At 72.4% G+C, this 12,175-nt stretch carries 11 protein-coding genes; 7 read left to right on the top strand and 4 right to left on the bottom strand.

Translation table 11 applies throughout. The features are described 5' to 3' along the window. Positions 1-26 precede the first annotated feature (26 nt). Complete coding sequence (locus ACIGXW_RS16110) at positions 27-1,373, bottom strand: hypothetical protein (protein WP_399573556.1); 1,347 nt, start codon at positions 1,371-1,373, stop codon at positions 27-29. Positions 1,374-1,656: 283 nt separating this feature from the next. Here ACIGXW_RS16110 and ACIGXW_RS16105 point away from each other — a divergent pair, with 283 nt between their 5' ends. The 3 genes from ACIGXW_RS16105 to ACIGXW_RS16095 are packed head-to-tail and all read left to right on the top strand — an operon-like array spanning position 1,657 to position 4,018. Continuing rightward, positions 1,657-2,496: a class I SAM-dependent methyltransferase gene (locus ACIGXW_RS16105; protein ID WP_399573555.1), complete on the top strand. Its 840-nt coding sequence runs from the start codon at positions 1,657-1,659 to the stop codon at positions 2,494-2,496. A gap of 23 nt (positions 2,497-2,519) precedes the next feature. Continuing rightward, positions 2,520-2,789 carry an acyl carrier protein gene (locus ACIGXW_RS16100; protein WP_071965390.1) on the top strand — a complete coding sequence of 90 codons (270 nt, stop codon included), beginning with the start codon at positions 2,520-2,522 and terminating at the stop codon, positions 2,787-2,789. Next, positions 2,789-4,018 carry a beta-ketoacyl-[acyl-carrier-protein] synthase family protein gene (locus tag ACIGXW_RS16095; RefSeq protein ID WP_071965389.1) on the top strand — a complete coding sequence of 410 codons (1,230 nt, stop codon included), beginning with the start codon at positions 2,789-2,791 and terminating at the stop codon, positions 4,016-4,018. The genes ACIGXW_RS16100 and ACIGXW_RS16095 overlap by 1 nt, the downstream gene beginning before the upstream one ends. Here ACIGXW_RS16095 and ACIGXW_RS16090 read toward each other — a convergent pair whose 3' ends face one another. Continuing rightward, positions 4,019-6,436, bottom strand: coding sequence for a helix-turn-helix domain-containing protein (locus tag ACIGXW_RS16090; RefSeq protein WP_399573554.1), 2,418 nt, complete (start codon positions 6,434-6,436; stop codon positions 4,019-4,021). A gap of 163 nt (positions 6,437-6,599) precedes the next feature. Here ACIGXW_RS16090 and ACIGXW_RS16085 point away from each other — a divergent pair, with 163 nt between their 5' ends. From ACIGXW_RS16085 to ACIGXW_RS16075, 3 genes are read left to right on the top strand one after another with little or no spacing between them, the layout of a single operon-like run. Next, complete coding sequence (locus tag ACIGXW_RS16085) at positions 6,600-7,670, top strand: BTAD domain-containing putative transcriptional regulator (RefSeq protein WP_399573553.1); 1,071 nt, start codon at positions 6,600-6,602, stop codon at positions 7,668-7,670. Beyond that, positions 7,667-8,389, top strand: a complete 723-nt coding sequence (locus ACIGXW_RS16080) for a DUF6585 family protein (protein ID WP_399573552.1) — start codon at positions 7,667-7,669, stop codon at positions 8,387-8,389. Before ACIGXW_RS16085 ends, ACIGXW_RS16080 begins: the two co-directional genes overlap by 4 nt. Positions 8,390-8,444: 55 nt before the next feature. After that, complete coding sequence (locus ACIGXW_RS16075; protein WP_071965385.1) at positions 8,445-9,197, top strand: PE-PPE domain-containing protein; 753 nt, start codon at positions 8,445-8,447, stop codon at positions 9,195-9,197. Between the two features lie 82 nt (positions 9,198-9,279). Here the strand turns inward: ACIGXW_RS16075 and ACIGXW_RS16070 are convergent, their stop codons facing one another. Beyond that, on the bottom strand, positions 9,280-10,182 hold the full coding sequence (locus ACIGXW_RS16070; protein WP_399573550.1) for a serine hydrolase: 903 nt from the start codon (positions 10,180-10,182) through the stop codon (positions 9,280-9,282). Then, entirely contained in the window at positions 10,179-11,081 is a 903-nt protein-coding gene (locus ACIGXW_RS16065) for a LysR family transcriptional regulator (protein ID WP_399573549.1), read from the bottom strand. Before ACIGXW_RS16065 ends, ACIGXW_RS16070 begins: the two co-directional genes overlap by 4 nt. 166 nt (positions 11,082-11,247) lie before the next feature. Between ACIGXW_RS16065 and bla the strand changes: the two genes are divergently transcribed. Continuing rightward, positions 11,248-12,162, top strand: a complete 915-nt coding sequence (gene bla / locus ACIGXW_RS16060; protein WP_399573548.1) for a class A beta-lactamase — start codon at positions 11,248-11,250, stop codon at positions 12,160-12,162. The last annotated feature ends 13 nt before the right edge of the window (positions 12,163-12,175 follow it).

Genomic DNA, 12,175 nt, shown 5'->3' with positions numbered 1-12,175 from the left:
TCTCCTCCTCCATGGGGGGTGGCCGGCTAGGCGGGCATCGGCAGGGCTTCGGCCGCCCGGTGGCCGCCGGCGACGCGGGCGGCGGTGTGCGCGGCGGCCAGCACGAAGCGCCCGACGCTCTCGCGCGCCACGGCCGTATCGGGGAAGCGGGTCGACAGGTGCACGCCGTGCTCGCCCCTGGTCAGCCACACGTACACCTCGGCCTGGCCGTGGATCCGGCTGCGCAGCATCATGTCCTCCGGCTGGGGCGGGGTGCCCGCCGCCCGGCGTACGTCGAGGTAGGACACGACGAACCGGGGGCGGATCTCCCTGCGCAGCATCCGGCTGATGTGTGGCAGCGAACTGCCCGGCCCCGGTCTGTGCCGGCGCAGTTCGGCGGAGGCGAGGGCGACGGTGTCCTCGAAGGCCGACCCGGGAGCCGTCGGGATCCGGACCGGGTGCAGGCCGACGAACCAGCCCGGCGACGCCTGCCACCGGTCGGGCCGGGTGTTGGCCAGGCTTACCACGGACAGGTGCCGTTCACCGGCGACCTCCTCCGCGGCGAGCGCGAGGCAGGCGAGCAGCCCCGCGGCGGTGGTGCCTCCGCCCGCGCGTGACGCGGCGGCGAACCGGGTGGTCGCCGGCCCGTCGAGGAGCCGGCGGTAGGCGCTGCCCTGCGTGAGCGGCGCCTCCGACGCGCCGAGCGGCAGGGGGAAGGCGGGCGTCCTGCCACGGTCGTCGCCGAGCAGGGCCCGCCAGCGGTCCACGTGCTCGGGCCCCATCGGCAGCCGGTCGACCAGGCGCCGTTCCGCGGCCCCGAAGTCCAGGAAGGTCGGCCTGGGTACGCCCTCGGCGCGGCCGGCCAGGGCGCCGCGGATCTGCCCCGGGATCATGGCGAGGGTATAGCCGTCCACGATGCCGTGATCCGCCCCCACGAACACCGTCACCCCGTCCGCGCCCTCGACCGTGGCGAAGACCACCTGCGGCCAGCCCAACGGTCCGGCGCCGCAGTCGAAGAAGGCCTCGATCTGCCGCCGCGCCGAGGTGCCGTCGGCGAAGACGCCGATCTCCTCCCGCCGCAGCGTGACCGCGCTCGCGGGGAGCGTGCGGCGCACACAGCCCTCGCGGGTCGGCACCAGCCTGCTCCGCAGGTGCTCGTGCCGGCGCAGCCAGGACGAGAAGGCGGCACCCATCCGGTCCCGGCCGACCCGGCCCACGCCGAACGACACCCCGACCCACGCCGGATCCACATGCCGCAGGCCCCGCGCGGCCGCGGCACGCACATGGTGCTCGTGGACGAGCGCGGGCGCCCGCGGGTCGTCCGCCCAGGAAGAGGCCGGGGCGGACGGTGTCCAGAACACCAGCCGGCCGGCGGGAATCGTGCAGTCACCCAATTCTATGAATTCCAATTTATTGCCGACCCAACACAGTGCGGCGCCGGCCGCGAACCATCATCACGATGCTCTCCTTATGACGCCTCGATGCAGCTTGCCGAAGCTATCGGGCCGCGATGAAACAAAGATGAAACGGAGACGTGTTCGCTGGTCAGGCGGACCGGGGCGGCATCATGGAAAACCAATCCTCTTGTTGCCCCTTGAACGCGCTGGTAGCGTCCGCTCCCGTCATCGATTCCGCACTGCGCAGATTCATCGACCGTATTCGATGGAGGGCCAATTCATGAACGCGCGAGCAGACACCAAATCCCCCCGGGCCGTGGGCGGCTCACCACCGTCCACGGACTATGTCGCGCTGCGTCTCGACCGGGAATACGCCGAGTTGAACCGTACGCTGCTCGACCTGGTCCCGGTCGGCTCCGGGCCGGCCGTCCTCGACCTGGGGTGCGGCGACGGTGCCGTCAGCGAGCAACTGCTGCGGCGCGACCCGGCCATGTCCCTGGTCGGAGCCGACCCCGACGCCGCCCTGCTCGACGCGGCCCGGGCCCGGCTGGGCGACCGGGCCCGCTTCGTCGAGGGCGACGCGGCCTCCGTCTCCCGGCTGTTCCCACCGGGCGTCTTCGACACCGTCGTGCTGGCCAACTGTATTCATCTCGTCCCGGACCTCGGCGAGGCCCTCGACGCGATCGGTCAGGTCCTCACCGGCGGTGGGCGCCTGGTGTTCAACTCGGCCTTCTACTCGGGTGCGGAGAGCTCGGCCGACCTGCCGCTGTACGCCGAGCTGGTCGGCACGGCCCGCCGCGTCGCCCGGACGCGCGGGCTCCCCCTGGCCCGGTCGGTCGCCGGCCGGCCCTCGGGGCTGCGCAGGAGCGCCGGGGACTACCGGGCCGCCCTCGACGCGGCCGGTTTCACCGACGTGGTCGCCACCGAGCGGGCGTTCACCCTCGGCCCGCGCTTTCTCACCGCATTGTGCTCGACCCCGATGTTCGCCACCGCCGCGTTGCCCGGAATCGACCGGTACACCGCGGGCGAACTGCTCACCGAGACGCTGGAACAGCTATACGGGCGCGCCCCGTTCACGATCACGCGACGCTGCGTGTACTTCTCCGCCGTACGGCCGTAAAAACCCCACGAAAGGAATTCATCATGACCGAGGTGTTCCACGTCGTCACCCAGGCCATCATCGGAATCCGGCCGGACCTGGGCGAATCTCCGAAGGCAATAACCCGCGACGCGGCCCTGTTCTACGCGGCCGACCCCGGCCAGCCGGTGCTGGGCCTCGATTCCATGGAGGCGCTGGAGCTGATATCCACGCTGGAGAAGGAATTCAAGGTCGAGCTGGCGGACACCGACATCAGGATCTCCGACCTCCGCACGGTCGGGGACGTGGTCGACGCGATGGCGGGGGCATTGTGATGTTCGAGGCGCCGCGCAACCGTGTGCTGGTGACCGGCATCGGCGTCGAGTCGTGTGCCGGTCCCACACCGGGCGAGTTGTGGGACGCCCTGTCCGCGGGGCGTCCCGCGATCTCGGCACTGGAGCTCGAACAACCGCTGCCGTGCCAGGTCGGCGGTGTGGTCAAGGGATTCGACCCCCGCGAGCACATGTCCGCCCAGCAGATCCGCCGCACCTCACGCTTCCAGCAACTGCTGTTCGCCGCGGCGATGAAGGCACGGGCGGACGCGGGGCTGAGCACGCCACCGGGGGCGCTGTACGTCGGCACCGGCGGCGGCGGGCTCGACGAAGCCGCACGTCTCGTGACCACCCTGCGCCAAAGCGGCTGGTCGCAGATGAACCGGCTCGGCCTGCTCCGGCTGCTGCCCAACCAGGCCGCAGGCCTCGTCGCCCAGGAACTGGACATCACCGGCCCGGTGCTCACCATCTCCACCGCCTGCGCCTCCTCGACGGACGCCATCGGAGCCGGAATGCGCGCGGTGCGCGACGGCACCGCCGACGTGGTCCTCGTCGGCGGCGTGGAGAGCTGGCTGGACCTGCCGTGCCTGGCGTCGTTCTGCCTGCTGGACGCACTCTCCCAGCGACCCGCCGAGCAGGCGGCGGTCGCCTCCCGGCCGTTCGACCGCGATCGCGACGGCATGGTGCCGGCCGAAGGCGCCGCCGTGCTCGTGCTGGAGTCCGAACGATCCGCGCTGCGCCGTGGCGCGACCGTGCACGGCGAGGTGCTCGGCGCCGCGTCCACCTGCGACGCCCACCACGCCCTGGCTCCCCGGCCGGACGGCGCGGTGGCGGCCAGGACGATCGAGCTGGCCTGCGCCGACGCCGGCCTCGACACCGCCGCCGTGGACCTGGTCAGCGCACACGGAACGTCGACACCGCTCAACGACCGGGCGGAGACAGCGGCCATCAAGCGCGCCTTCGGCTCCCACGCCCGACACGTGGCGATCACGGCGCCCAAATCGGTCATCGGCCACGCCTGCGGCGCGTGCGGGGTGCTGGAGAGCGTCGGCGTGCTGCTCGCCATCCGCGAGAAGTACGTGCCGCCCACCGCGAATCTGGACCACCCGGACCCGGACTGCGACCTGGACTACACCCCGGTCGTGGGCCGGTCCACCCCGATCAACGTCGCCGTCAAGCAGAACTTCGGATTCGGGGGTCAGAACTCGGCGGTCGTGTTCGGTGCCGCGTGATCACGTACGCCTCTCCGGCCGCCGGGGGGCGTGGCGCGCGCGGTAGGTGCGGGCGAGGTGGTCCTGGAGGCGGGCGTGGCGGAACTGGTAGACCGCGCCCGCCTGGCGCAGGACGCCCCGCTCGTACGCGTCCTCGAGGAAGCCGACGACGGACCAGGGCAGCCGGCCGGTCAGCGGCAGCCAGATCCGGGAGAAGACCACCCACTGGCCCCAGGCCGTCAGGCTGAGGGAGTAGCCGAGTACGCCGCAGAGCCCGCTGATGAGGCCGAGCTTGAGCGAGGAGGCGGTGTTCCAGGCGATCGGGCCCAGGAGGGCCGGCAGGACGCGGACCACCACCCCGGCCCCGACCCCGACCAGGAGCCCGAAGGTGGGAGCCCACACGAGCAGTTGGGCAGTGACCGTCCGGCAGTTGGTGCGCAGCAGGCTGGCCGGACTGATGGCGGACCGGATGTCGAGGGGCGTTTGCAGGAGGCCCAGCAGGCCGAAGGTGGGACCGGCCGCCAGGCTGAACGGGAGTCCGTAGATCATGCCGTCGTAGAGGCCGGCGCGCAGGGTCATCGCAGGCCCGACGCCGAAGACGATGCCGTCGTGGATGCCGCGGATGAAGCCGTAGCCGAAGCCGAAGACGAGCCCGGCCAGCAATCCGATCACCAGTTGGGAGGCGGCCCTCCGCGCGGCCTTTCCGTCCCTGCCGGACATCTTCATGCGCACGCCCGACGGCGCCACCGCCGTGTCCCTGGCCGCGACCATGAACCAGTGCAGGATCCCGAACATGAACCCGCCGATGGTTCCCACGACCAGCCCGTCCGGGAGCTGGAACTCCAGGGTGTCGAAGAGGGTGCCGACGAGGCAGTCGACGAGCCCGATGACCAGGCAGATCACCAGCGCGGTCACCAGCGTGCGCGTGGAGCGGCGCAGCCCTGAACCAAGCCGCCACCACTCCAGGTTGGGGGTGTCGAGCCGGTCCAGGTGGTGGGCGAGGTAGCCGAGCCAGTACCGGGCGCGTTCCGGTTCGACGTCGCGGCGCGCACCGCCGCCCGGGCGGTGTTCCGGCCGGGGGCGGTAGACGGCGGCGACGAAATTGTCGAGGAGGTGCTCCTCCAGCTCCGCCGGGCTGCCGAACCGGCCGGTGTCCAGGAGCGAGACCGGGTCGTGGCCGGGGGTGTCGCTGTAGACGGCGCGGGCGAGAGTCACCATCAGCGGGGTGGTGAGCACCGCGGCGAGGTCGGCGCCGGCCCGGCTGTGCGGTCTCTCGCGCAGTTCGCTCAGCACGGGGTCCCAGGCGGTTCTCGCGGGGTCCCCGCCGCGGGCCTTGCGGGTGGTGCGCGGCAGGTAGTCGGCCAGGTCGCCGAGGGTGAGATCGGTCAGGATCACCGCCGCGGCGGACGTGAGCACATCGGTCTCCGCCACCGCGGCGGCGTACTCGGACGGCCGGCTCGTCAGCACGAGGGGCAGGGTGGTGGCGTTCAGCGCTTCCAGCGCCGGCCGGCGCAGACCGCCGGCGATCTCGTCGAAGCCGTCCAGCACGGGCAGCACCCGGCCGCTCTCGACCAGTGCGGCGGCCAGGCTCGCCCCGGCGGGCCCCGGGGCGGCGAGACCGGGGTGATCGCGCGTCAGCTGCCGCGTCAGCCAGTCCCGGAACGTGAGGGCGGTGGGATCCCACGAGCCGATGCTGAAGATCACCGGTACGGCGTCGGTACGGGCCCTCGACTTCAGGTGGTCCAGGACGAACCGCACGGCGAGGACCGTCTTGCCGGAGCCGGGCCGGCCCAGCACCACCAGCCGCCCGGACGGTATCCGCCGGTAGACGCCCACGATCTCGTCCAGCCGCCCGCTCAGGTCCAGCGGACCGTCCCCGACCCCGGCGGGCAGACAGCGGATGTTGGCCCAGTGGTCGGTCAGCTCCTCGGGAGCCGGCTGCCAGCGCACCGGCAGCGGGTAGGGATCGTGGACCTGCCGGTGCTCCTCCTCGCGCTGCCAGCGGGCGGCCACCGCCTGCGCGAGCTGCTCGCCGACGTCGGCCAGGGCCTCCTGGAACGCCGAACCCGGCTGCCCGGTGACGGGCCGGACGTGGGCGGTCGACTCGTCCGGCGGGTTCCCGCGCCCGGTGGGGAGGTCCGGCCGGTTCCCGGGGCCGGGGGAGCCGTCCGGCTGCCGGTGCCCGGTCGCCTCGTCCGGCTGATTTCCGTTCCCGGTCCGGCTGATGGCGGCGGCCAACAGCTCCTCGCGGTCCTCCGGCGCCAGCCCGAGCGCGTCGGCCAGCAGCCGCACCGTGGTCACCCGGGGGTCGGCGCGCTCGCCGGTCTCCAGCCCGCGGATGGTGCGCACGCCCACTCCGGCGCGCTCCGCCAGGGTCTCCTGAGTCATTCCCGCGTCGCGCCGCAGCCGCCGTAACAGCGCGCTGAACTCACTGGCCACAGGTCACGGCCTTCCCCCTCGATATGTAGTTTCCCCAGGTGAGGGACTCTAGCGCGGCCACCGGCCGCATACGGCCGGTCCCTTGGCCTGTCCGATTCCCGGCCCCGGGGCCAGCGTCGACGGCGTCGCCGCAGGAAGCGGCACAGAGCCTCGGGGAGCCACGATGCCGATCACCGCAACCACCGGCCAGCCCACCGTCACCACGCTCAGGCACCAGGAGCGCGAGGTGCTCTACGCGGTCGGCTGCGGCCTGAGGAACGACGAGATCGCCGCCGCCCTCGCCATCCCCGAGGACGCCGTGGCCGGATACCTCGCACGGATCCTCGCCGAACTCGGGCTGCGCGACCGGGCCGCCGCCATCGTCCACGCCTTCGACTGCGGTCTGGTCGCCCCCGGCCGCGGCCCCCGCAGGCGGGCGGCGAGCCCGCTGCCACCGACCGCCACCCGTCGTGTGGCCGGACCGCGGCTGCGGATATCGCTGCTCGGACCGCTGCGGGCCTGGCGCGACGGACAGCCCCTGGACCTCGGGCATCTGCGCCAGCAAGCCGTACTGGCGGCGCTGGCACTGTGCCAGGGCCGGACGGTCAGTCAGCAGGAACTGCTCGACGGGGTGTGGGGGGAGGAGCCGCCCAGTACGAAGGTGGTGCCGGTGTACATCTACCGGCTGCGCAAGATCCTGCACGTGGTGGGCGGCCCGGACTCGGTGATCGGGCGCGACCGGTGCGGCTACCGGCTGCTCCCCGGGGCGGTTGCCGTGGACGTGGCGCGCGTGGAGGAACTGGTCTCCGCGGCCGGTAGGGCCGGGCGGGCGGGCGAGCTGACCGAGGCGGTGCGCGCCTGCTCCCAGGCGCTGGACCTGTTCCGCGGCGAGCCCCTGGCCGGCCTGCCCGGCCCGTTGGCCGAGCTGGAGCGGCTGCGGCTGACCGAGCGCAGGATCGTCCTGGTGCAGCGGAAGCTCGACTGGCAGCTGCAGTTGGGCCAGCACTCCGAAGCGATCGCCGAGTTGTCGGCCCTGGCCGGGGCGCAGCCCCTGAACGAACCGGTGGCCGCGATGCTCATGCGCGCCCTGTACCTCGGCGGCCGGCAGGTCGACGCCCTGACCGTGTTCGACCGTACCCGCCGCCGTCTGGCCGAGGAGCTGGGGGTCTATCCGGGCCCGATGCTGCGGCGGACGCACCAGATGATCCTGCGCGGGGACGAAGCCCGCCTCGGCCTCACCGGAACCGCACAGTGACGGGACCGACGCGGCGTACGCGCGGCGAGGAGCTGCTGCTGGCGAGGATCTCGGCAGCGGCCGGCCGCGAGCGCCTGGGCAAGCGGCGTGCCACCTACGCGGGGTACGCGCACACGGCACCTGCGAAGGACCCACGGGCCCGGGGGATGCGGAGTCTGCTGGGCTTCGTCCGGTACGGCAGGTCGTCCGGGGCGAACGAGCGCGACGAGGCGCGACTCGACCTGTACGTGCACGGATTGACGGTGGCCGTGAAGGGGCGGATCCATGTCGTCCGCTACGACGCCACCTCCGTGTTCCGGACGGGTTCGCCCGACCCGCATGACGCGGCCGGCGCCGGCACCGCCTGCACGCTCACCGACGTCGACGGGGAGCGGGTCGTGTTGCGCGCCTGGCCGGAGCGCGGCGACGCGGCGGAATGGCGCTCCGCGATACAGCGGGGCGTCATCAGCGCCCAACTGCCCCGTGCGCTGTTCGCGCTTGACGAGGGCGAACGTTTGACCTTCGGCGATATCTGGCTGACCAGGGAGGCGATCGGGTACGGAGAGGTCTGTGCGCCGTGGCCGCAGGTCCGTGGCATCCGGGTCCGGAAGGGGGTCGTCGAGCTCGACGTCGACGGGACGTGGCACCGGTTGGGCCCCACGGCCTCCGGGATCCCCAACCTCTTCATCCTGCGCGCGCTCGTCGAGCTGTTTCATCGCGATGTCAACGGCCGTGCCTAACGTCGTAGCGGTTCACGGCAGTTGTGTGCCGTATCGCCTCATGGAGGAGCAGAGAATGACCCTGGTCAGCAGATGGAAGAAGGCCCTCGCCGTAGCCGGTGCGACGGCGGCGGTCGTGGCCGCCACCGCGATCACGCCCACCGCGGCCCACGCCGATCCGGTACGTCATTACTACCTGGAGATCGGCGGCACGGGCTCGGCGGCGCCCGCCCCCGACTGCACCAGCACCTTCGCCATCGCCAACAAGTACCTCAACGGCGGCATTCCGGTGCCGGTGTGCTACCCGGCGAGCGCCGGACCCTGGCTCAACGGTCGCAACGTCCCGGATGTGACCGCGCCGAGCTTCGACGCCAGCGTGCGCGAGGGATACAAGAACCTGCTGGCCGCCGCCGAGGACACCCACCGTCGCGACCCGAACGCCCGTCTCACGATCGTCGGGTACTCCCAGGGCGCGCACGTGGCCGACCAGGTGCTGCAGACGATCGCCAAGGGCGGCACCGGCATTCCCCGCTCGCAGGTGAACGGCATGCTCTACGCCGACCCGCTGCAGCCCGGCACCGGCATCTGGGCCAAGATCCCCAAGGGCTGGAGCGCCTTCGGATTCACCTCTCCGGGCGCCGGCCCGGCGAAGTTCGAGGGCATCCCGGTGCAGCGCTTCTGCCTGCGCACCGACGGGGTGTGCGACGCGACCTCGGTGGCGTCCGTCGGCGGCTTCCTGCAGCAGCACCCCAAGTACTGGCAGGAAGGCAACATCATGGCGAAGACCATCGGCCATGACGGCGGCGACGGAATCGTCTGGGTCGACTGACCGACCCCTTTGACCGCCCGGGGAGCGCCCGGGTCCGGTGGACCTCCACCGGACCCGGGCGCATCCAGAAGCGCGCATACGGCTACAGGTGCCGGAGGTGGTCGCGCAGGGTCCGGGCGACCTGGGCCATGAGGGCTTCGGCGCCGGGCTGGGAACTGGCCGGGACGAGCGACTCGGTGAGGACGGCGATGGCGAACGCCTGGCCGTCGGAGTGCTCGACGACGCCGATCTCGTGGCGCAGGTTCAGCAGCGTGCCGGTCTTGGAGGACCAGGTGGTGGCGTCGGAGCTGAAGTCCGGGGCGAGGCGGTGCAGGAGCAGGTTGTGGGCCATGAGGTCGCGCACCCGCTCCGCCACCTCGGGGTGGATCGTCGACGGGGTCCACAGGGCCTGGAGCAGCGCGACCCAGGCGCGTGCGCTGCCGGTGTTGGCGCGGGTGGTGTCGAGTTGGGGCACCCGGTGTCCACGGCCGCCGGTGCCGGCGTCGATGGCGAGGGCGTGGGCGAGATGGGCCTGGGCGGCGCCGAAGCGTTCCTCGGGGGTGTCGGAGAGCTCGCCGGTGACGTGCCGGACGGTGATGCCGCGCAGGCCGTGCTCGTGGAGGATGTCGGTGACCCGGGCGGGCGGGGTGAGGGCGAACAGCGCGTCGGCGGCTGTTCCGTCGCTCACGCAGGTGCTCAGGTAGAGCAGGTCGTCGATCGCGATCCGGACGGGGTGGCGGAAACGGCTCAGCCCGGTGGGGCCGGGCGTGGTGATCCGCCCCGGCTGCACGTCGAGCAGCGTGGCTCCGTCGAGCTCGCCCCGTCGTATGCGCTCCACCGTCGCCAGCGCGAGCGGGACCTTGACCAGGGATGCGGAAGGCAGCGGGGTGTCGGGGTCGATCCCCAGCTCCTCTCCCGTGTGGAGGTCCCGTACGAGCAGGCAGCCGTGCAGGCCGCCGTCGAGCAGCTGCCGGCGCAGGTCGTGGAGCAGCGCCTCGGTGTTCATGCAGTGGTCCCTCTCGCGGTGTCCGCCCGGGTGTCCGCGCCGAGGCAGCAGGCGATGGCGTCGCCCAGGCGCGCTTCGATGTGCTGGGGATTGCCGTCCGCGGCGGCGGCGAGGGCGTACCCCCGGCCGAGCGCGATCTCGCCGATGGGGCACCAGTGCAGGGCGAGTTCCGCGGCCTGCGCGGGGGAGCACAGGAGCAGGTCGCGTGTGCACAGGACCTCCGCCGCGGCGGTCGTCAGGTCGGACGCCGCGACGAGCTGCGCGGGGCGCAGGCCGAGCGCGTCGCGCAGTCGCGTCAGCGGGTCGCGGATGTGCGGTACGTCGTCCTCCGGCTGGAGCCAGACGCGACGGGCCGGGTCGGGGGACGCCCGTCCGACCCGCAGCGTCTCCAGGTAGACGCGCTTCACGCCAGGATCGTGGGCGCCGGCGAGCCCGAGCGGCACGGTCCACGTCGCCTCGGCCGGCGGCACCGCGAGCAGGGCGGCACGCGCCTGCTGCGCGTGGATGAGCTCCATGCGCTGCGCGGGCGCCGCGACGCGGAGGTCGAGCGTGATGTCGTGCCCCCGTGCCTCGGCGACGAGACGGGCGAGGTCGACGGTGGAGCAGGTGCCGGGCACCGCGAGCCGCCACGGCTTCCGCTTGGCGGCTTCCGCTTCGTGGAGCAGCACGTCGGCCGCCTGGACGAGCTGCCTGGCCACCGGCAGCATGTCCCGGCCGAAGGGGGTGAGGACGGCCCGCCGCGAGGTGCGCTCGAACAGCTGCTCACCGAAGCGTTCCTCCAGGGCGGCGACGCGACGGCTGGCCACCGACTGGGACATCCGGGCGGCGGCCGCTCCGTCGGTGAAACTGCCGTGCTTGCTGACGCTGACGAACGCGCGACATGCCCCCACAAGATCCACGGCCCGAACTCTATGCCACATCAGCATGGAACCGCGCACAAGCGTATTGGACCGCATGGACCTCCGGCGGTGAGGGTGGTCCCAGCAGTCGTGATCGCCCATCGGGACGGTCCGTGCCACCCGTCCCCAACGCGCCCTGTGCCGGGCGCCCCTGGAGGTTTGGACCATGCAGCACAGCCGTGCCCGCCGTGCCGTTCTCGGTGCGCTCGCCGCGCTCGCCATCATCCCGCTCACGGCCTGCGGCCAGGGCGGCTCCCCGGCCCCCTCGTCGTCCGCCGCGACGCCGGGTGCGGCCGAGAAGTCGATAGGCGAGCTCAAGGAGCTCGAGCGCAAGTTCGACGCGCGGCTGGGCGTCTACGCCGTCGACACCGGCACCGGGCGCGAGGTGGCCTACAACGACGGCGCGCGGTTCGCCCACGCCTCCACGTTCAAGGCGCTGGCCGCCGGTGCCGTGCTGAAGAAGTACTCGCTGAGCGGGCTGGACCGCAGGGTCACGTACTCCAAGGACGATCTCGTCGACTACTCCCCGGTGACCGAGAAGCACGTCGAGACCGGCATGACCCTGCGCGAGCTGTGCGACGCCGCTGTCCGCTACAGCGACAACACCGCGGGCAACCTTCTCTTCGACGCACTCGGTGGTCCCAAGGGCCTGGACGCCGTCCTCGAAGGGATGGGCGACGACGTCACCCGGATGGAGCGCCGCGAGCCCGAGCTGAACCTGTGGGCCCCGGGCGAGACGCGGGACACGAGCACCCCGCGGGCGCTGGCCAAGGACCTGCGCGCGTTCGTCCTCGGAGACGCCCTGGGCAAGGGCGAACGCGCACAGCTCGAGCAGTGGCTGCGGAACAACACCACGGGAGGCGAGCTCATCAGGGCCGGAGTGCCCAAGGGCTGGGCGGTCGGCGACAAGACCGGAGCCGGCCAGGGCTACGGGACCCGCAACGACATCGCGGTGGTGTGGCGCCCCGGCGCGGCCCCCCTCGTCTTGGCGATCATGTCGAACCGCACCAAGAAGGACGACAAGTACGACAACAAACTGATCGCGGAAGCGACGTCCGTGATCACCGGCGCACTGTCGTAGCGGGAATGGATAG

The sequence above is a fragment of the Streptomyces sp. NPDC053079 genome (assembly GCF_044546695.1).
Lineage (GTDB): Bacteria > Actinomycetota > Actinomycetes > Streptomycetales > Streptomycetaceae > Streptomyces.
This window is presented reverse-complemented; position numbering and strand designations above follow the sequence as displayed.